The organism is Psychrobacter sp. H27, from assembly GCF_059072655.1.
Genome location: NZ_JCACRX010000001.1, coordinates 1,908,209 through 1,929,890 on the forward strand (window position 1 = coordinate 1,908,209; position 21,682 = coordinate 1,929,890).

A 21,682-nucleotide genomic window follows, 5' to 3' on the forward strand; every position below is an offset into this window, starting at 1 on the left:
ATGAGTGATTAGGAAACTACGTGCCGATAAGCTGCGAGCTTATTTATCGTTTGGACGGATATTGGCAATTTCTTGATGGAACGCATCAATATCTTGGAAGTCGCGGTAAACACTAGCAAAGCGTACATAAGCAACATCGTCCAATGATTTTAGCTCACTCATGATAATTTCGCCCAATACTTTACTGCTGATTTCACGCTCACCCATCTGTCTGACACGTTTTTCGATGCGACTGATCATCGCCTCTTGCTCGTCGATAGTGATCGGGCGCTTTTGCAACGGCAGTAAAATAGAACGGCGCAGCTTTTCGTTGTCATAAGGCTCAATTTTATTGCTTGATTTGATAATTCTGGGCATAACGACTTCTACCATCTCAAAAGTCGTAAAACGCTCTTGGCAGCTATTACATGAACGGCGGCGACGTACTTGTGCACCTTCTGCAGCGAGACGTGAGTCAATAACCTTTGTCTCTGATGCATTACAATACGGGCAGTGCATAGCATTTCCTTGTTTTACGATTGAGAATAAGATCGATGTTCCATAAGTAGCTAATACAAGTGATTCATAGAAGCTATTGCTGGGTCATTACTTGCCGATACAAAAGCTACCAAATATCTTGCCCAGTAGGTCATCAGCGCTAAACTCACCTGTAATCTCACCCAAGCTCTGCTGGGCTTGACGCAAGCTTTCAGCCACCAATTCACCTGCTTGAAATACGGTTAGTTGCTCATGTGCCTCTGCTAAAAAGTTAGCAGTTCGTCTAAGGGCATCTATATGTCTTGTACGAGCGATTAGACTATTTTCTGGTGGGTGAAAACCTACCTTTGCGCATAGTGCTTCGACTAGACTATCAATACCAATGCCTGTTTCACATGAAACATTGACTTGTTCGTAGCCTCTGTCTCTTATTTCAGCTTGTGTCATAGAAGCAGATTCTTCACTGCTATGATCATTCAATAAGTCGCTTTTATTGGCAATGATTAGTAAGCGTTTGGCTTCTGGTAGCTCACCAAACAACTGCTCGGCGAGTTGCAATGGTGTGCTCGCCTCTTCGACATCGCGAGTCACATCGTAGACCATCAACAGCATATCAGCTTGAGTGATCGCTGTACGGGCACGTTCAATACCAATACGCTCTACGGTATCCTCTGTGTCACGTAGACCTGCCGTATCGGTAAGATGTAGGGTCAAGCCATTGAGTACCACTGTCTCTTGTAGCGTATCACGTGTGGTACCCGCGACATCTGTAACGATAGCACGTTCCTGTCCCGCTAAACGATTGAGCAAGCTTGATTTACCCGCATTTGGTCTACCTGCTAAAACAACGTGAATGCCATCACGCAAGAGCTGCCCTTGTTTTGCAGTTGATAAGACTTGCTGTATTTTATCTTGCGTTTGCTCAAGCTTGCTTTGTATCACACCATCAGATAAAAAATCGACATCCTCTTCATCAGGGAAGTCAATCGCCGCTTCAACATGCAAGCGCAAATGGATCAGCTGTTCTAATAACTGATTGATTTTTTGTGAAAATTCACCGCTCAAAGAACGAATCGCACTACTGGCTGCAGCAGCACTGGTCGCATCAATCGCATCGGCAATCGCTTCTGCCTGTACCAAATCTAACTTATCATTATCAAAAGCGCGGTAAGAAAACTCTCCGGCACTCGCTTGTTTGGCACCTAATTCGAACACGCGCGCGAGCAATTGATTTTGCAAAATAACGCCACCATGCCCTTGCAGCTCAATCACGTCCTCACCCGTGAACGAATGCGGACCTTTAAAATACAGTACCAACCCTTCATCGATCACCGTACCATCCGCCTGATAAAAACGGCAAAAACTGGCCATACGCGGTGTAAATGCAGATTTGCCAGTGAGGGCGCAGGCCATGGCATAGGCACGGCTACCTGATAAACGTATAACGCCCACACCCCCACGTCCAAGCGGCGTTGCAATAGCGGCAATCGTGGCGAGTCCTGCTGTATTAGATTTTTCAGAAGAATTAGGTGTGGCTAGGGCCATCTCTAAGGAATCCACAATTACTCTCAATAGCTTAAAACCCTATTATAGACGCCTCAACTCATACTGACAAAACAAACTTTGAAAGGTAGTCCTTTCTTTACTGTGTTGATAAGTTGTGGATAACTAACCTACCATCTATAAAAAAACCACCGCTTGCGCGATGGTCTTTATTATTGGGTATTTAATAGTGTATCAGTTAATCAACTACTTTTACCGTACGGCGCTTTTGCTCTTCTTCAACCTTTCTATTAACAATATATTGCTGAGTCATACTAAACAAGTTATTCACTGTCCAATATAGAACCAGACCTGCTGGGAAGAACAACATGAACGCTGTAAAGATAATCGGTAAGAACTTCATAACTTTTGCTTGCATTGGGTCAGCTGGCTGAGGGTTCAGCTGCTGCTGTACAAACATTGAAGCGCCCATTAGCAATGGTAAAATAAACCATGGGTCCATTGCTGAAAGATCTTGAATCCACAAAACCCAAGGGGCATGACGCAATTCGACACTCTCTACCAACACCCAATATAGCGCTAAGAAAATTGGCATCTGCATCAAAATAGGCAAACAACCCGCCATTGGATTGACTTTCTCCTCTTTGTATATCGCCATCATTTCTTGCGACATTTTCATGCGATCATCGCCGTGCTCTTCTTTGAGCACCTTAAGTCTTGGAGCGATAGCGCGCATTTTTGCCATAGAGTAGTAGCTCTTATTAGAGAACCACATTAGAGCAATTTTGACCAAGATAGTCAGTATAATAATCGACCAACCCCAGTTTCCTACTACTTTATGCACACCATCCAAGATAGCGAATAGGACCTTAGATATCGGCCATAATAAACCGTAATCAACTGTCTGATTAAGACCTTCCGCCACATCTTTGAGCTCAGACTGTACTTTTGGACCTGAATATAGCGTCGCATTCAAAGTCACTTGCTTGTTCGGTGCTACATTTACTGGCTGACTATTAAAGCCAATAAAGTAATCATCGCCAGTTTCACGACTAAAGAACTTACCCGTAAAGTTTTGAGGCGTCCATGCAGAAACGAAATAATGCTGGACAATGCCGACCCAACCTTTATCACTGGTCGTAGTCAACTCGCCATCACTAAAGTCACCAAATTTCAGCTTGTTATAAGGATCGTCTGGTGTACCCCAAGCACCGCCTAAATAGGTCGCCATGCTCAGCGCGCCTTTATCAGACATGCCAGGATCTTTACTATCGTCACGCTTTAGCTGCGCAAACATTTGGCCTTGCCAAGCGTTGGTAGAAGCGTTTTGAATTTTGTAACTGATATCGATTGGATATTTGTTTTCGGTAAAGGTAAAGGTCTTAGTAACTGTTACACCATCTTTTTTGTACGTAAGCGGTACTGACAGTGTTTGTTGACCATTTTCCATGACATAGTTATTAGCAGTGTGCGTATATATCGCTCGACCTTCTGCTGTATCGATACCATTTTGACCAATCAGACCAGACTGAGCGACATATACACGGTTGCTATTATTTTCTAGCAATACGAAAGGCTTATCGCTATCGAGCGTTGCGTCATACTGCTTGAGTGCAGCATAGACAATATCACCACCTTCTGGGTTGATTTTAATATCATAGCGATCGGTCGTTACTGTGATTAAGCCTGTATCTTTCGCAGGCGCAGCTGTCACAGCTCCGTTATCGACAGGTACTGTCTGTACCGGAATATCACCTGCTGCACCAGTGGTAGAGGGAATGTCAGCACCTACTGAACTTGTAGTTTCTGGCACCGCATCGACAGCTGGCGCATCGGCATAATCATCTCGCCATGCCAAAATCAGCAGATAAGCGGTAATTAACATCGCAATGATGATCATCACCCGAAATATCTTTTGCATAAACCTTTCCTAGATTAAAAAATTAGGGAATGAAAAATTAGGGCATGTGTCATGACTGTACATCACAGGTGCTGGCTAACATGACAACTGCATTGATAGTCATTTACATAAAATGTGCATCATTTTACTAAAAATCTACTCTAAATGATACCAAGAGTGTGGATAACTTGTGGGTAACTCATTAGTTATCCACATTCAAGTTTTGACACCCTATTTTCTACATTAGTTTCATCAAATGGTTGAGACGTGAAACGTAGCTCTGACTGTCTCGGTAAACGCTCCATCCTTGAACACTATTAACTGATATGACAGTAGAGGATAAGTAATGATAGTGATAAGAGGATAGAGGAAGGGGTACAAAATCAATGCCATGTCCACCAAGTGGATGGCACTTACTAAGGCGTTTTAAAAGCAACCAACTACCTGCACGTGTTCCATGCCAAGCTAAAGCTTGTTTGCCATAGCTTGAGCAAGTTGGGTAATAACGACAGCGAGCAGGTAGTATGGGGCTAATTATTTTTTGATAAATAACAATTAAATTAAATAAGATTTTATAAATTATTTTATTTAATATATCTAATGAAAAATTCATTTTATTTTTTTTCTATTTTTTTAAAAATACTATTTATTTGATTTTTTATTTCTTCAGAATTTATATCTCTTAAAGATTTTTTTACAATAAAAACAATATCCTTATTTTCTATATTAAAGGCCTTTGTTCGAAACTGTTCACGTATATGTCGTTTGATCAAATTTCGAGCCACCGCAGTAGGGACTTTACGCTTAGTGATTGCCATGCCAATACGTGGTTTTCCGTGAGCACTGGGCTTCACAAAAGCCATAAGGTGGCTCTGATGTAGTTTACGCTCAGGTGCGTCAAATACTTCACGGAAAGCTGCAGGCGTAAGCAGACGCTGCTCTTTAGTGAAACTGGCTGCAGGTATAGCTGAAACGGATTTTGGCATGATATAACCTAGTATAAGAGCGAATGACGTGTGACAGATAATAGCAAACTATAGAAACAAAAAAAGCGCCGATGCGGGCGCTTTTAATATGTGGCTAAGTGTTAGTTGTGATGACTGCCTATAGCAATCCATAAACAATAAGCACTATTAGCCATGCTTATCGCAATCTAATGATTACACAGTAAGACGATGACGTCCTTTAGCACGGCGACGGGCTAAGACTTGACGGCCTTTTTTAGTTGCCATACGAGCACGGAAACCGTGAGTACGTTTACGCTTGATCACGCTTGGTTGGAATGTACGTTTCATAACTCACCTATCAAAATAATGGACTAAATTCGTAATAACGGAGGATTATACCATCCAGTATACTCTCGGTCAATAAACTAATTTGTCTTACTGTTAGAGAGTCGATTTGTACTACAAAGTTATTAAGCCTTTCTGAATAAATTGATCATCTAACATTAGCTAAATTGCGTCTTTGTTCACTCGTACATTTTGAAGTTATCCACAGTTATTCTTCAACTCTATAATAATAATTAATTAATATATATAAGTATTGTTGTTATTGGGAGCTTATTTTTCTGTGGTTAACTCATATTTCCCCTTTACTATCAAAATACTAGGCTATGGGTAAACCTGTGGATAACCTGTGGGCTAAATATGGATAACTCTCTATTTAAACTTATCCACAAAACTGTCCACAGTCTTATCCCCAAAAAATGATGTTTTATCCACAGGGCATCTGTGTTAGATTAGCGCCTACCTAAAAGTCGCTTTCACATACTGTGCTAGTTTGATTTTTGAGATAAATAAACATTAGTGATATTGATAACTAAGCAACAAGCTAAACGGCTAAAAGTAGCTATCATTTCAAATTATAGGGTCAGTACTTTTCATGATAGACACAGCAAATATTTGGGATAGATGTCTGAACGATTTGCGTTATAACGTCAAAGATAACGTATTCACGATGTGGCTGAGGCCTTTGTCAGCTCATCAAGAAGCACAAACGCTTATCATTCTTGCTCCTAATGACTACTTTGTAACGTATATCAAAAAAAATCACTTGCAGGATATTCAGCAATTGGTAGCTAAGCACAGTCAAGGCAGTATTGAAGAAGTTGTCGTACGTGTTGATAATGCTGGTCGTGATGTAGAAAGTAGTAACCAAGACCAATCAGGCTCGTTGTTTGTAGAAGATAACCCCTCCCCTACCCCATCTGAGCACAAATTTGAATCTATTCATCACAATAATTCAAAAGCAGATATAGACGCTAATATGCGTCATGCAGAATTGATAGATTCCGTTGACGCCAAGTCATTGAGTTATCTTAACCCTGATTTTACTTTTGAGACGTTTGTCACTGGTAAGTCTAATAACCTAGCTTACAAGGCCTGCTATGAGCTTGGTAAGAAACAATCAAAAAATCGACACAATCCTTTATTTATATATGGTCCTTCTGGATTGGGAAAAACACATTTAATGCATTCTGTAGCGCATCGCTATTTAAAAAATAATCAAAGTTTTTATTATTTCACTTCTGAAAAATTTATAAATCAATTGGTTTATTCATTGAGAAACAATAAAATAGAAGATTTTAAAAAGAAAATAAAAAAAGTAGATTTATTGATTGTAGATGATATTCATGTATTGGCTGGAAAGACAAAAAGTAGTAATGAATTTTTGACATTATTTGCTGATTTCACCAGTGGTGATAAGCAGCTGATCTTGGCCTCTGATCGTCATCCCTCACAAATGACAGAGTTCGATGAACGTTTTAGATCACGTTTTTCTTGGGGACTAACAGTTGCTGTTGATCCTCCTGAGATTGATACTCGTGTGCAAATTCTGCAGAAAAAAGCAGCCTCCTATGGCATGGCACTACCTAAAGAATGTGCTCTGTTTATTGCTCAGAATGTCGTATCCAATGTCAGACGTTTAGAAGGCGCCTTAAATCAGGTATTTGCAAATGCCAACCTAACAGGTGCACAAATTACGCTTGAAATGGTGCAATACGCACTAAAAGATATCGTTGCAATGCGTGTGCAAGCCGTCAACATGGATAATATCCGTAAAATAGTCGCCGAATACTACGATGTAACTGTTAAGGATATTATGGGGCGTAAACGTACACGTAGTATTGCAAGACCTCGCCAAATAGCGATGGCTTTATCACGTGAACTAACAGGTGATAGCTTCCCTGAAATCGGTCAATCATTTGGTGGACGTGACCACACCACAGTAATGCACGCTTGCGATAAGGTAAATGAGTTAAGAGCAGCAGATCCTTCGTTTGATAAAGACTACAAGACATTGGCTTTAATGCTACAGGCAGGTTAGACGCTGCAAATATCATTGTGTTTTAGCAGATGGAGATGGTCTATAATAGTGAAGATATAAGCGTACAGATGCTTTGTGGATTATCGTTAGTAGACAAGGTATTATTAGACCATTACGTCAGGTCTTTACAAAAGAATCATTCAAATAAGAGTAACTAAGCATGCAATTATCGATCAATCGAGAATCGTTACTAAAAGCTATCAACTTGATCGCCAAAGCCGCTGATAAACGACACAATATGGTGATATTGGGTAATATTAAGCTTCAGTTATCAGAGTCTGAGCTTATCTTGACAGCTTCAGATTTAGAGGTGGAGCTGACATCGACATTGAAATTGCCTGCTGGCGCTTGTATTGAAGCGGGTAACACTACTTTGCCTGCGACCAAGCTAAAAGATATTTGTAAGTCACTTCCAGCTCAGGCGCAAATCAATCTAGCCACTCAAGCAAATGAGCGCTGTCTGCTTACTAGTGGCAAGAGCCGTTTCACACTAGGTACGTTGCCAAGTGAAGACTACCCAAGCTTGGGTAATCCTGAAAATATCACACCATTGAACATCAGCCGCAGCCGTCTAACAGACTTGATCCATAAGACTCAGTTTGCAATGGCGATTCAAGATGTACGTTATTATCTGACAGGTATGCTGTTTGATGTTTCACAGCAGCAACTAACGACAGTAGCAACTGATGGGCATAGATTGGCTCTAGCACGTAGCGTTATTGATGCGAATGCTAATCTAAATATGCAGGCTATCTTGCCACGTAAGGCAGTAATAGAGCTTGAACGTTTGGCGACTGAGCTGGGTAAGATGCTGGGTGATCAAGACAATGCGGTTACCTTGAGCTTTGGTCGTGAGTTTCTGCAAGTGAGCTTACCATTTGGTGATGTAGATAGTGCAGGGCAAGTGAGCCAAAATCTAATGGTAACCTTTACTGCTCGTCTGATTGATGGAAAATTCCCTGATTATCGCCGTGTCATGCCAAGTAATACCGATAAACTTGCGTTATTTAGTCAAGATAAGATGACTGACGTATTACGCCGCGTTGCTATTTTGAGTAACGAGAAGTCTCGCGGTGTGGTCTTTAATTTTGCCAGTGATGGTATGGTAGAAGTACGTGCTAATAATGCTGAGCAAGACGAAGCCGTTGAGATGATACAAGCAAAATATCAAGGTGAGCCAATGGAGTTGTCATTTAATGCCGCTTATCTACAAGACGTGCTAGGGGTGATACAAGGTGATTTGCAGATGCATATGAGTCAGTCAAATGCCTCTGTACTAGTAAATCAGCTCAATGATGAGTTCCATCAATACGTTATTATGCCGATGCGTATATAGTTTGATTTTTTACGATCTATACAGCATTTAACCACGTTAGTATTTTCAGAAATCTATGTGAACGAATGGAATTTAAATAAACCTTTGCCTAGTTTGGTGTCTGGAAATAATAGGCGGCTATCGATAATATGATTGAACGTCTACAAATATCAAATCTGAGAAACCTTACACAAGTGAATTTACAGCCAACCGTTTGTAATGTCATGATTGGTGCAAACGGTAGTGGGAAAACTTCTTTACTCGAAGCTATATTTTTACTATCAAGAGGTAAAAGCTTTCGTCATCACCAGCCTAAACGCTATATTCAGCACCATCAAGATAATACCGTCGTATACGCCAAACTCAATGACAGCCGTACAGTGGCTATTCAAAAGCAAGCAGACGCCACAACTATTCTACGTCTCAATCAAACCACTGTCTATAACCAAAGCATATTAACAGAGCAGCTGCCCACGCTACTGATAGATCCTTCTACGATGGACATGTTAGAGCAGGGTAGTGCCAGTCGTCGACAGCTATTAGATTGGCTAGTGTTTCACATGAAACATGGGTTTCATGCGCAGTGGGTAGCCTATCAACGTCTTCTAAAACAGCGCAATAGTTTGCTAAAGAGCACACGTCAGTTGACTACAGTTCAGTTGGCTGAACTCAAATCGTGGGATAAAGGGCTAAGCAATCATGCTGCATTGATCCATCATTATCGTGAACGTGTCTTTACAGAGTGGCAGCCTTACTTTGCTGAAAGTGTCCTCAAACTACTGCCAACCTACGCTGAGCAATTGAGTCTAACGTATCAAGCTGGCTACGATACTAGTATTGCACTGGATATACAACTTAACGAGCGATTGGAGCAAGATTTACAGTTAGGATATACCCGTATAGGCAATCATCGCTCTGATGTTCATGTGCACTGGCGCTCTGATAGCGACACAGGCAAGCATGCTGAAAGTCTAAAAACGGCATCATTATCTCATGAGACGAGTGCTAAATTGCCGGCTCTAAAAGAGCAAGCAGCCAACGTCTTATCTCGTGGTGAGAAAAAACTGCTTATTACCGCACTGCGTTTGTCTCAATTACCACTGCTACTCAACAGTACTGACAACAACACTTCAGTTGATACTGGTTCGACATTAGGATTTACTCCTGTTGTATTGTTAGATGACATCACCGCAGAGTTAGATGGCAGAGCGATAAAGATTCTTTTATCAGCCTTGGCTAAGCTGCCTTGTCAGGTTTTTATGACCAGTTTGACGGATGACATTGTTCCTTTAGTTAATGAGTTATGGGCAGAGCCTAAACTGTTTCACGTGAAACGTGGGCAGATATTTCCTGTTGATTAGTCTCTTATCTATCATTGCCTATGACTTTTTCTAGTCTATTCTCAACTCTTTTATGTGATATCTACTTACCGTCATAGAGCAGATTATGGCGCAGATAATCTATCGGGTCAAAATACTGACTCTCTAGCAGTAAAACTCCCAGTAAACAGTGACTTAGAGACAAAAAAATGCTAAAATAACACTTTATTTTTGTCCTGTTCTCAGCAAGTTATTTGATTGCATCATGCAGTTAGCTTTTATCGTTTCTTGATTTTAACATATTGATATATATGCATTTTATTTTTTATATGGCTGTTATCATGTTTGCAATAACAAAGGTCATCGTTAATAAATAGTTCGATAATTTCAATATTGTGCGCCCATCCAAATAATCATGGTTGATAGTATATTCATCATCTATGTGCACTCAAGGTTTTGACGATAAAAGTTAATTTTAAAATGCCATCATAAAGCTTAGCCTTATAGGCGAGCTGATAAAGAAACAGCTGATAATGGCTAGATTAAGGAATGTACATGAGTGATTCATTACCTATTGACCACGAACAACTGACGTCAGATAGTGCTACCGAAACGATGGCCCCTGTTGTAGCGCCAGAAGGGTTGCCTTCTGATTATAGCTCTAAAGATATCCGTGTACTGCGCGGGTTAGAAGCGGTACGCGTGCGCCCTGGTATGTATATCGGCGACACTGACGATGGAACAGGCTTGCATCACATGGTCTTTGAGGTCGTGGATAACTCTATCGATGAAGCACTGGCCGGCCACTGTGATCAAATTGATATCATTATCCATGAAGATGAGTCTGTCAGCGTGATGGACAACGGCCGCGGCGTACCTGTTGATATTCATCCAGAAGAAGGGGTATCAGCGGCACAGGTCATCATGACGGTCCTGCATGCAGGCGGTAAGTTCGATGACAATAGTTATAAAGTATCGGGTGGCCTGCACGGGGTTGGGGTATCGGTCGTTAATGCGTTGTCTAAAAAGCTTGAGATGAATATCTGGCGTGAAGGCTATCACTACCATCAGACTTATACTGATGGGGTGCCTGACGCTGATATTCAGCAAATGGAAGCAACGGATCAAACGGGTACACAAATCCGCTTTTATCCAAGTAGTGAGGTGTTTACTGGTACGATTTTTGAGTATGATATTTTAGCAAAGCGCCTACGCGAGCTATCATTCTTGAACTCTGGCGTGCGTATCGTTCTGACCGATGAGCGCATTGATAAGCGTCACGAGTTTGAGCACAAAGGTGGATTGCTAGAGTTCGTCAGCTACATCAATGCGGGCAAAGACGGTATCAATGAAGTTTTTCATTTTACCAGTCAGCAGGATGACGGTATTAGTGTTGAAGTTGCACTGCAGTGGACGGATACTTATAACGAAAAAGTATTGTGCTTTACTAACAACATTCCGCAAAAAGACGGTGGTACGCATCTATCAGGTTTCCGCTCAGCACTCACACGTGGCTTGAACAGCTATATGGATCGCGAAAACTTGTTCAAAAAGGAGAAGGTCGCGGCGACTGGTGATGATGCTCGTGAAGGGTTGACGGCCATTGTCTCGGTGAAAGTGCCAGATCCTAAGTTTTCAAGTCAGACTAAAGATAAGCTGGTATCGAGTGAAGTGAAGTCTGCTGTCGAGTCAGCGATGCATGATAAGTTCAATGATTACCTGTTAGAGAACCCAAGTGCGGGTAAGGCCATTGCCAATAAAATTATGGAAGCAGCACGTGCGCGTGATGCGGCTCGTAAAGCGCGTGAAATGACCCGTCGTAAAACTACTTTAGATATTGCAGGTCTGCCTGGTAAGCTGGCTGACTGCCAAGAAAAAGATCCTGTACTATCAGAGCTGTACATTGTGGAGGGTGACTCTGCAGGTGGTTCAGCTAAGCAAGGTCGTAGCCGTAAAACCCAAGCAATCTTGCCATTAAAAGGTAAAATTCTAAACGTCGAACGTGCACGTTTTGACAAGATGCTATCTTCTGCTGAAGTGGGTAATCTGATTACTGCACTAGGCTGCGGTATTGGTCCTGATGAGTACAATCCGGACAAAGTGCGCTATCACAAAATCATCATCATGACCGATGCCGATGTGGATGGCTCCCATATTCGTACTCTACTGTTGACGTTCTTCTTCCGTCAAACGCCTGAGCTGATTGAACGCGGTTATGTATATATCGCTCAGCCACCGCTGTATAAAGTAAAAAAAGGTCGTCAAGAGTTGTACTTAAAAGATGATGAAGCGCTGAAAGCGTATCTATTGTCGTCAACGATTGATAATACTAAGCTTCATGTCAGTGCCGATGCACCTGCGATTACTGGTCAAGCGCTTGAGACATTGCTGAATGATTATAACCAAACGCAGCTTATCAAAGCGCGTTTGCAGATTCGTTTTCCAGCGGTGATTTTGGACGCGTTGACCCACACGCCAAAGCTCAGCACTGATATGACTTATGATAAGTCTGCAATGCAGGACTGGAAAGCTGCGATGCAGCTCAAGCTCGATCATTTCGGTAGCGATTTAAACCCTGAGATTGAATTGGTTAATATTCATGCGCCTCAGCCAGAAAACATGGATGCAGCAGCAGCCGATTTACTAGGTATGGCACCAGTACTAGGCGCTGAAGAAGGCGAAGCATCAGATAGTGAGGCGTTATCTACTAAGGCTCAGTGGCTACCACGTGTCACGGTATATGTGCACCAGTTGGCGCATCATTATCTACTAGATGCCAGCTTTATCAACTCAGGTGAGTATAGCAAGCTGTTACGCTTATCGAGTGAATGGAATACCCTGCTTGAGGACGATGCTTTTATTCGCCGCGAGAGTAACAGTGGTAGTAAAGACATGCCGATACGCGACTTTGATTACCTGTGGCAGCAGATGATGCTTGATGCACGTCGTGGTCTATCGGTTCAGCGTTATAAAGGTCTGGGCGAGATGAATGCCGACCAGCTATGGGATACGACTATGGATCCTGAAAATCGCCGGATGCTACGCGTCACTATCGAAGATGCGATTGCCGCTGATCATATGTTCACTTGCCTAATGGGTGATCATGTCGAACCGCGCCGTATCTTTATCGAAGAAAACGCACTAACAGTGTCAAATTTAGACATTTAAGTTTGATCAGCAATAATATAAAAAAACCGCTTCGATAATCGAAGCGGTTTTTTTTGTTTCACATGAAACCTTTTTTATGAAGCTTGCTATACCTAGCACTTGAGATAAGGTAAAAGATACGTAGTTGTAAAGTCGCTTAATTAAATGATGTTTTTCTTTCTTACTATGACGGCGTCTTCATAGGCTAGGAAAAATATCACTTGATCGTATTATCTCTTTTTTATAACGTATAGACTGTATCCCAAAATATTCCCAATAGAAAGCACCGCTTGGACTATCAAAGCGGCGCTTTTTGGTTTCACGTGAAACTTAAATTAACTGATATGTCTACGGGTTACTCTTCGTCAGTGTCAAAGCGCCAAGCCAGTACACGCGTGCTTTTTTGACCTTGGCTCATCTCGATAATACGCATTTGCGCGACATCCAGCTGCTTTAATAGCAGTTGCAAAGGTTTCACGTTTTCTGATTTTGAAACCAGTGTTGTGAACCATCCGACATGCTCAGCAAAGCTTTGGCTTTCTTTTGCCATCTTGGTTAAGAAAGCAATCTCGCCACCTTCGCTCCATAGCTCTTTATGCTGACCACCAAAGTTTAGGTTTTGCGCCGCGTTACCTGACTTGGTTGAATGACGGCTGATCTGCTCGCTTTCATTTTTACCACGATGGCGTTGCAAGTTGTGTTGCTTGCGGCTGTTGGCTTCCATCGCTTCTTCTAATGACGCGTGAAATGGAGGGTTACAAACCACCACATCGAAATAATCTTGACGACCGATGATGTTCTTAAAGATAAACTTAGGCTCAGGTTGCAGCTTTACTTTGACTGCGCTTTTTAGCTTAGGATTGGCGTCACAAATGAGGGCGGCAGTATTGACCGAAATCGGATCGATATCACTTGCGGTAAAGCGCCAGCCGTAGCTTTGGCTACCGACGATCGGGTAGATCGCACTGGCACCCGTACCAATATCAAGGGCATGAATCTCTTTGCCCGTTGGCGGTGTGTTGTCGGCATTGACATGCGTGGTTTGCGCGAGTAAATCCGCAATATAGTGGATATAATCGGCACGTCCAGGGATAGGTGGACATAAGTAGCCGTCTGGAATATCCCAAAACTTAACGCCGTAATAATTTGCCAGTAGCGCCTTGTTCAGCACGCGAACCGCTTGATGATCCGAGAAATTAATCGTCGGCTCGCCTTTGGGGTTGGTGATGGTGTGCTCAGCAAGCTCAGGCAACGCGCGTGTCAATACGGCAAAGTCGTAACGACCTTGGTGCGGGTTTCGCGGATGCAGCTGACCAAGTTTTTTGGCGGTCGCAGGCGATCGGTTTCTATGTTTGCTATTGGCAGGATTACGGGTCATGGGCTTACTTGTCATAATGTCAGGCTACGATATATGGATATAAGTCAGCAGTGTAGCAGATTTCACCGCTCACAAATGAGTTATCGATGACGCAAAATCAGGTTGAGTCCCAATACAATCATCGCCGACCCCAATACACGGTCGATCCAATGCTCAAAACGCTGAAAGCGGCGGTGAATCGCAGGAATAGAGAGTAGTATCACCACGGTGCTAAACCATGCCATCTGTAATACCATCATCCACACACCATAGATGGCCAGTTGCCAAAGTGGGATGTCTGGCGATAAGACGAGGGTAAAGATAGCCACAAAATAAACAGGCGCTTTTGGATTAAAGACATTACAGAAAAACCCACGGCGCAATATGGCAACGGCAGACTCAGCATTCAAAGATTCACTATTTATAGATTTGGTATGAGTAGATGCGTTTTGCTTCGCTTGTAAGTGATCAATAGGTGCGTTCTCTTGCGTTGTGGATGTTGCTAGTTCTGCTGGCTTTTTTGGTTTTGCCTGAATACCTTGCCACCCTAGATAGATCAAATAACCACCACCCAACCATTTAATCGCGGTCAATAGTGGCTGCGAGTGAGCAATGACTGTTGCTAGTCCTAGCACCGAATAAATAATATGTACCGACAGCCCCAAGGTAATCCCCAAGCTACAAATCAAACCAGTACGGCGACCCTTAGCTAACGTCTGCTGTGAAACCAAGACGAAATCAGGACCTGGTGAGGCGGCCGCTAGTAAATGAACGCTCGTGATAAGCAAAAACCCATGCCAAAATTCCATAAAATACCCTGTACGCTACCTGAACCTGAATTATAGTTGCACTTATCGCAAATGAGGTCAACTTTTATCGATTAAGCTTCATGCAAGTCATCTCTACTGCTTGTGTTATGGCATCATGATGTCTATATTAAAAGTCAGATTAAAGACAGAACTATCGACAAATCTCTATCAATATATCTCTATCAATAAGCAATCGAGATTGAGCGATGTGAGCGATATAACCACTTAATACAAAAAATTATTTCAACAAGGACAGTACCATGACAACGGACAGTAATACTCAAGACAATCGCATCACCTATGATACTGACGGTCACGTCTGCCTTATAGGGCTAAATCGCGCTAACAAACGTAACGCCTTTGACAGTCATATGATTGCTCAGCTCTCCGAAGCCATGAGCCGATATGAAAACGATGATCATTTACGTTGTGCGCTTATCTTCGCCCATGGCGATCACTTTACCGCTGGGCTAGATTTGGTCGAGCTACAAGACAAGCTAAACGACGGTGTGTTTGAGTTTGATGACAATCAAATTGATCCATGGGGTATCAGTGGAAAGCTACGTACTAAGCCAGTAGTGGTCGCGGTAAAAGGCACATGCTTTACGGTAGCTATCGAGCTGATGCTCAATAGTGACGTGGTTATCGCCAGTGACAACTGCAACTTTGCCCAAATGGAAGTCCAACGCGGCATCATGCCATTTGGCGGGGCGACGGTACGTTTCGTTGCGGCGGCAGGCTGGCAAAAAGCCATGCCGTATCTACTTACGGGTAAAGCCTTCGATGCGCAAACGGCTGATCGTCTGAACTTGATCAGTGAAGTGGTGGCAAATGGGACTGAGTATGAGCGTGCATTGACGTTAGCCCAAGAAATAAGCAAGGCTGCGCCGCTAGGTGTTAGAGGTGCACTCTCCTCAGCGCAGGATGCGAGCCGCAACGGTGCCGCGACGGCACTGGCTAATATCCATAGCTATCTGCCACCGCTCTTTCATTCAGAAGATGCAAAAGAAGGCGTAATGGCGATGGTTGAGAGAAGGGAAGCTGAGTTTACTGGTAAATAGTTCTTAACCATATTAAAAAGTATTACGCCTCGTGATAAGTATTTAAACCTGCCGTAACAGTGTCGTTCCTAGCAACTACTGATATTGCAGGTTTTTTATGAGGTGCGAACTATACCTCTCCTAAATTCTCCAAATCCACATACTCTTTTTTGCCATGGATCTTATACATCTTACGGTCGATCTCTGGATACAGGGTAATATCGATATCAGGTCGGCTGCCGCCCATTAGATAAGTGGCGTCCGCATCGCTATCATTACGCATCGAGTGCGCCGCGCCATGCGCAGGGAACGCCGCAAAATCGCCAGCCGTTAGCTGATACTGCTCATCACCATAGCGTAGTGACAGCTCACCTGACAGCACATAAATAAACTCATCTGACTCCTCATGATAGTGATGGGTCGTTGTCTCATCGCCTGCCTCAACGCGCACCAGGTGCAAGCCAAATTTGGTCAGACCGGCAATATCACTGAGCGACACTGTATGGCGAATAGCGTGTTCGTTAAACTGGTGGACATGCTTGGTCTCGGCGGTGTTATCGATATCGGATTTGGTTAAGACATATGTTTGCGTATCCTTACGCGGCTTTTGTTCTGTCGTCATCATCAGTCTCCATGATTTTTATTTTGAGTTCACACAGTTATTATCTAACAGTATTAGGTTGCAAAAAGTACAAAGTAGGCATGATTTTGTTAATGTCATCGCGCGTTTGTCTAATTCTCATAAAGCGATTGGTGATGATGCTACTCCTGTTGTACTCTAGGTCATTATCTTTAGATTTAGGAGCGTGCAGGTGTCATATAACTTTGATGAAGTCGTCGACAGACGGGATACAGGGTCGCTCAAATGGCACTATAGCGACGATACGATTCCGCTATGGGTGGCAGATATGGATTTCAAAGCTGCCCCGCCTATCTTAAACGCGATCGAGCAAGCCGTGCAGCATGGCATACTGGGTTATACCAAACCCACCAAAGCGCTGTATGACGCAATTATTAATTGGCACGGCAGTCGCTATGATTTGGCGCTTAATCAAGAAAATATATTGTTCTCTCCGGGTGTCGTGCCAAGCCTAGCGCTAATGATGAATGTCTTCACCGATGTAGGGGATGCGGTACTGGTCAACGCTCCGATCTATACGCCATTTATGAGTAAGGTTGAGCAAAATGGGCGCACGCTCATTACTTCCTCACTACAAGAGAGCGAAGACAAATATCGTTTGAATTTGGTCGATATCGAAGCCAAGATTATCGAGCATGATGTGAAGCTATATTTACTTTGCAATCCACACAATCCGGGCGGGCGCGTGTGGACAGCAGATGAGCTGAATACACTGCTTACCATTTGCAAAAAACATGATGTGGCGATTGTCAGTGACGAGATTCACCAAGATTTGACCCTGAGTGGGTATGCTTTTACGCCGTTTTTAACACTAGCGGCAGGATATGAACATAAGGTAGTTAGCCTAACCTCTATGACCAAAACCTTCAATATCGCGGGTATCAAAGGCTCAATGATCTTTGCTAAGGATGCAGCATTAATCCAAAAAATCAGCCAGCAGCAGCAGCTAAACGACGAGTATGAACTGAATTTATTTGCATACACAGCGATGCGTAGTGCGTATAGCGAGGGCAGTGAATGGTTGTCACAGGCGCTGGAATATATTGAGGGTAATATTGATCTAACCATGCAGTATTTCGCTGAGCACTTGCCTAAGATCAAGGTCATGCGTCCAGAAGCGTCCTATTTGATCTGGCTAGATTGTGCAGCCTATAGTCAAGACGATCAACAACTTTATAATGCGCTGCGTGCAGCAAAAGTGGAGCTCAATGCTGGAATTAAATATGGTGAGGAAGGGCATTCAAAAATGCGCCTTAACGTGGCTTGTCCTCAAGCGGTGTTGATAGAGGGATTAAACCGCATCCATCACGCTTTGAGCACTATATAGTTCCTGTATATAAAAGCTATATACAGGAGCTATTATCAAATGATTTGCTCATAAGTTTCGTCATAGTGAGATATAAAAAACCCCGCAATAGCGGGGTTTTTGCTGTTCATAGCATGACTAATAGTTGTTAGGATTACTGAGCTGCTTTGTAATAATCAACAAGCATGGTACCTAACGTGCCGTTCTCATCAATCGTTACGATACTGACTTGACCTGTCTGTGAGGCGGTACTTGATTTAACTTGTCCTGCATTACCCAAGACGACTTGATGTTTATTGGTTGCTTTGACGCCGTTACCGATAGCAATGCTGTTCAAACCGCTAGCAACCGAGATATTACCGATAGCAATAGAGGCTTCACCCTGTGCTGCAGCAGCTTCACCAACTGCCGTTGCACGTATGCCGCTAGCATTGGCGAGGTGACCAAACGCTTGCGCTCGCTCGCCCGTGGCTTTTGATTTCCAGCCGATAGAGGTAGACCCTAGACCTGCTGCATTGGCTTCGCCGCCGACCGCTGTGGCAGAGTTCATGCCAGCATTGGCTTTGTTACCGACCGCGACAGTGTCATTAGTTCCACCAGCCATTGCAGCTTCACCGACTGCCGTTGCACGTACACCGCTAGCATTGGCGAGATGACCAAACGCTTGTGCTCGCTCAGCCGTGGCTTTTGACTGCCAACCGATAGAGGTAGACCCTAGGCCCGCTGCATTAGCTTCACCGCCGACCGCTGTAGCAGAGTTCATACCAGCATTGGCTTTGTTACCGATAGCGACAGTATCGTTAGTTCCACCAGCCATTGCAGCTTCACCGACTGCCGTTGCTCGTACACCGCTAGCATTGGCGAGATGACCAAAGGCTTGTGCACGCTCAGCAGTAGCTTTTGATTGCCAACCGATAGACGTAGACCCTAGACCGGCTGCATTGGCTTGACCACCGACCGCTGTGGCAGAGTTCATGCCAGCATTGGCTTTGCTACCGATAGCGACAGTATCGTTAGTACCGCCAGCAGTTGCTGCGCTACCACAGGCAATGGCAGATTTGACGTTGCTAGTGGCACCCATAATGGTTTGGGTATTGGCATCATTGATCTGACATTCAGCTGCCATCACAGCGGTAGTGCTCAAAGACGCCGCGGCAACTGTTAGGGCAAGAGTGCTGATCTTTCGTGCTGAGTATGACGAGACTGCAATTTTCATAGTTTTTTCCTCTGTTAAAATAGTTAAAGACTTCCTAGTTGTTTTGATGGAACCGTAAACACGTCTCTGTGAAACGAATTTTTATTTATGTTGAGTAAACTTCTAACGCTAAGAGATATCTACCTCGCTATGTTCAAATACGCATGCAGACGAGGTAGATATCTGTTTATTGACTAGCCCGTATATCAATTAATAGACGAGCCAGTTGCTAAGCCAAAATTATCAAACGAAAATCACTAAGCAACACTTACCAAGCAAAGGTTACCCCGCCGCGTGCGCCTACTTTACCCGTGTCAGTACCGAAACCTGCACCAGTTGAGATAGTGATACTGTCACTGACTCGACCAGCGAATGAGGCGCTGATGGCTGAGCTGCTATTGTAATAGCCCGTACCGATAGTCATGGCGTAACGCTTACCTGAAGGGATAACTGGGGTTTCCATCGATAGAGCCATCGCAATACCATCTTCTGCTTCATCTAAGCGGTCTTCTTGACGGTTGTATTGACTACGCAAATCGTTGAATTGTCTTGATGTTGCTAGGGACTCCATATTAAGAGTACCTAGCGTACCACTTGCATCCGTTGTCACAATATTGGTTACGCCAGATTGTGATAGAGTGCTCTCTTGCAGTTGGTTTGTGCTACCTAAGACGATTTGATTGTCGTTTGCCGCTGCAGCACCATTACCAATAGCGATACCGTTTGAGCCACTAGCAGATGACTGATTACCCAGTGCTACTGATCCTGAACCTTGTGCTTGCGCAGCTTCACCCACAGCAGTAGAGCGTTCGCCCGTTGCAGATGCCAGATGACCAAAGGCCTGTGCACGAACGCCACTAGCGGTTGACTGCCAGCCGATTGCGGTCGCACCCGCTTGCGTCGCTTGGGCTTGCGCGCCGATAGCAGTAGAAGAGGTACCAGAAGCGGTCGTTTGACGCTCGCCGCTTCTATCGCCGCCAACCGCTACACCATCGAGACCTGAGGCGACTGAGTTATTACCGATAGCAATTGCATTGTCTGATTCAGCACTAGCATCTTCGCCTACAGCAAGTGAGCGTACGCCAGAAGCACTGGCTAGATGACCAAAAGCCTGCGCCCTCTCTGCGGTAGCCGTTGCACGCCAACCCACAGCGGTCGCACCTGCAGTCTCACCCGTAGAAGTTAGAGAGCCTGCGTTTAAATCTGTACCATCCGCCACTGTTCCGGTAAAGGCTTCGCCGCCTAATACCGTCGTCGAATTACCATTGGCTTGAGTCTTGTTACCGATAGCCACGGTATCGTTAGTCCCGCCAGCAAAAGCGTCTTCACCGACTGCGGTAGAACGAACACCAGTAGCACTGGCTAAATGACCGACTGCGGTCGCTCTCTCTGCCGTAGCCGTTGCACGCCAACCGAGGGCAGTCGCACCTGCTGTCTCGCCTGTAGAAGTTAGAGCACCTGCATTTAAATCTGTACCATCAGCCACTGTTCCAGTAAAGGCTTCGCCGCCCAATACCGTCGTCGAATTACCATTGGCCTGCGTCAAGTTACCGACAGCCACAGTATCATTGGTTCCACCAGCAAAAGCTGCTTCACCAACTGCTGTAGAGCGCACACCATTTGCTTGAGCCAAATGACCGAATGCTTGCGCACGCTCTGCATTTGCACCCGACTGCCAACCGATAGCAGTGGAACCAGGGCCAGTTGCCACTGATTCGCCACCAACCGCTGTCGTAGAGTTGCCTTGCGCGCTAGCACCAGCACCGATTGCTACAGCGTCATTACCATTGGCATTTGAGCCAACACCATCTTCGTCTAAGTTCCCGTCATTATTGACATCATTATTACCACCAATCGCGATAGCACCGTTACCTGTCGCCGTTGCATCCTCACCGACAGCAACTGACTGAACACCGATTGCAGAGGTCTGATGACCCAGTGCGGTTGATCGATTGCCTGCAGTAACTGCTTGCCAGCCGATAGCAGTAGCACCAGGACCACTCGCCACTGACTCGCCGCCAACCGCTGTAGTTGAGTTACCAGTTGCTGTGGAGTCTGTACCAACAGCAAGCGCATCTACACCTGTTGCAGCCGCATTGACACCGCACTCTAGAGCGGTGGCATCAGTGCCTGCATTACAGTCTGGAGTGGTATCAGCAAAAGCAGAAACCGAAGTCAATGTTGCTGCAGCAACTGCTAAAGTGAGTGAGCTAAGCTTAAGTGCTGAGCGCTTTGAAAATTCCTTTTGCATAATCTTATTCCTTTGATAAAAGCTCCTACGAGCCTTGTGGTTGGTACGACAAGTGTGAGTAAAGGCGTATTGACCCCCATATTTATAGGGCAT

At 44.2% G+C, this 21,682-nt stretch carries 17 protein-coding genes; 6 read left to right on the forward strand and 11 right to left on the reverse strand.

The features are described from left to right. Positions 1–39: 39 nt before the first annotated feature. The 6 genes from nrdR to rpmH all read right to left on the reverse strand — a co-directional run bounded on the left by nrdR (position 40) and on the right by rpmH (position 5,175). Complete coding sequence (gene nrdR, locus AC5JPY_RS07735) at positions 40–498, reverse strand: transcriptional regulator NrdR (RefSeq protein WP_319050816.1); 459 nt, start codon at positions 496–498, stop codon at positions 40–42. Positions 499–585: 87 nt separating this feature from the next. Next, the gene (gene mnmE, locus AC5JPY_RS07740; RefSeq protein ID WP_443524929.1) at positions 586–2,022 is read right to left on the reverse strand and encodes a tRNA uridine-5-carboxymethylaminomethyl(34) synthesis GTPase MnmE; all 1,437 of its coding nucleotides are present in this window, start codon (positions 2,020–2,022) and stop codon (positions 586–588) included. Positions 2,023–2,218: 196 nt separating this feature from the next. Further along, positions 2,219–3,901 (reverse strand): membrane protein insertase YidC, encoded by a 1,683-nt coding sequence (gene yidC, locus AC5JPY_RS07745; RefSeq protein WP_319050814.1) that lies wholly within the window; start codon positions 3,899–3,901, stop codon positions 2,219–2,221. 217 nt (positions 3,902–4,118) lie between these two features. Next, the gene (gene yidD, locus AC5JPY_RS07750; RefSeq protein WP_493852332.1) at positions 4,119–4,493 is read right to left on the reverse strand and encodes a membrane protein insertion efficiency factor YidD; all 375 of its coding nucleotides are present in this window, start codon (positions 4,491–4,493) and stop codon (positions 4,119–4,121) included. 1 nt (position 4,494) lies between these two features. Then, positions 4,495–4,866: a ribonuclease P protein component gene (rnpA, locus tag AC5JPY_RS07755; RefSeq protein ID WP_443524935.1), complete on the reverse strand. Its 372-nt coding sequence runs from the start codon at positions 4,864–4,866 to the stop codon at positions 4,495–4,497. Between the two features lie 174 nt (positions 4,867–5,040). After that, a complete protein-coding gene (gene rpmH / locus AC5JPY_RS07760; protein WP_007394757.1) occupies positions 5,041–5,175 on the reverse strand; it encodes a 50S ribosomal protein L34 in 135 nt (44 codons plus the stop codon). A gap of 589 nt (positions 5,176–5,764) precedes the next feature. On the opposite strand from rpmH, the gene dnaA reads away from it, so the two are divergent. From dnaA to gyrB, 4 genes are all read left to right on the forward strand, one after another. Beyond that, positions 5,765–7,210: a chromosomal replication initiator protein DnaA gene (gene dnaA, locus AC5JPY_RS07765; protein WP_443524936.1), complete on the forward strand. Its 1,446-nt coding sequence runs from the start codon at positions 5,765–5,767 to the stop codon at positions 7,208–7,210. A 160-nt stretch (positions 7,211–7,370) separates the two neighbouring features. Beyond that, positions 7,371–8,546: a DNA polymerase III subunit beta gene (dnaN, locus tag AC5JPY_RS07770; protein WP_443524937.1), complete on the forward strand. Its 1,176-nt coding sequence runs from the start codon at positions 7,371–7,373 to the stop codon at positions 8,544–8,546. Between the two features lie 128 nt (positions 8,547–8,674). Next, a complete protein-coding gene (gene recF / locus AC5JPY_RS07775; RefSeq protein ID WP_443524939.1) occupies positions 8,675–9,886 on the forward strand; it encodes a DNA replication/repair protein RecF in 1,212 nt (403 codons plus the stop codon). A 573-nt stretch (positions 9,887–10,459) separates the two neighbouring features. Next, positions 10,460–13,012, forward strand: a complete 2,553-nt coding sequence (gene gyrB / locus AC5JPY_RS07780; protein ID WP_443525531.1) for a DNA topoisomerase (ATP-hydrolyzing) subunit B — start codon at positions 10,460–10,462, stop codon at positions 13,010–13,012. Between the two features lie 334 nt (positions 13,013–13,346). On the opposite strand, the gene rlmF is transcribed toward gyrB, so the two are convergent. Then, positions 13,347–14,384 carry a 23S rRNA (adenine(1618)-N(6))-methyltransferase RlmF gene (rlmF, locus tag AC5JPY_RS07785; protein ID WP_443524940.1) on the reverse strand — a complete coding sequence of 346 codons (1,038 nt, stop codon included), beginning with the start codon at positions 14,382–14,384 and terminating at the stop codon, positions 13,347–13,349. A 65-nt stretch (positions 14,385–14,449) separates the two neighbouring features. Beyond that, positions 14,450–15,157, reverse strand: coding sequence for a LysE family translocator (locus AC5JPY_RS07790; RefSeq protein WP_443524942.1), 708 nt, complete (start codon positions 15,155–15,157; stop codon positions 14,450–14,452). Positions 15,158–15,417: 260 nt separating this feature from the next. Here AC5JPY_RS07790 and AC5JPY_RS07795 point away from each other — a divergent pair, with 260 nt between their 5' ends. Then, complete coding sequence (locus AC5JPY_RS07795) at positions 15,418–16,218, forward strand: crotonase/enoyl-CoA hydratase family protein (RefSeq protein WP_443524943.1); 801 nt, start codon at positions 15,418–15,420, stop codon at positions 16,216–16,218. A gap of 109 nt (positions 16,219–16,327) precedes the next feature. On the opposite strand, the gene AC5JPY_RS07800 is transcribed toward AC5JPY_RS07795, so the two are convergent. Beyond that, positions 16,328–16,819, reverse strand: coding sequence for a cupin domain-containing protein (locus AC5JPY_RS07800; RefSeq protein WP_443524944.1), 492 nt, complete (start codon positions 16,817–16,819; stop codon positions 16,328–16,330). Positions 16,820–17,009: 190 nt separating this feature from the next. On the opposite strand from AC5JPY_RS07800, the gene AC5JPY_RS07805 reads away from it, so the two are divergent. Then, positions 17,010–18,164, forward strand: a complete 1,155-nt coding sequence (locus tag AC5JPY_RS07805; RefSeq protein ID WP_443524945.1) for a MalY/PatB family protein — start codon at positions 17,010–17,012, stop codon at positions 18,162–18,164. 133 nt (positions 18,165–18,297) lie between these two features. Here the strand turns inward: AC5JPY_RS07805 and AC5JPY_RS07810 are convergent, their stop codons facing one another. Beyond that, a complete protein-coding gene (locus tag AC5JPY_RS07810; protein ID WP_443524946.1) occupies positions 18,298–19,359 on the reverse strand; it encodes a hypothetical protein in 1,062 nt (353 codons plus the stop codon). Between the two features lie 247 nt (positions 19,360–19,606). After that, positions 19,607–21,589, reverse strand: a complete 1,983-nt coding sequence (locus tag AC5JPY_RS07815; protein ID WP_443524947.1) for a YadA-like family protein — start codon at positions 21,587–21,589, stop codon at positions 19,607–19,609. Positions 21,590–21,682: the final 93 nt, after the last annotated feature.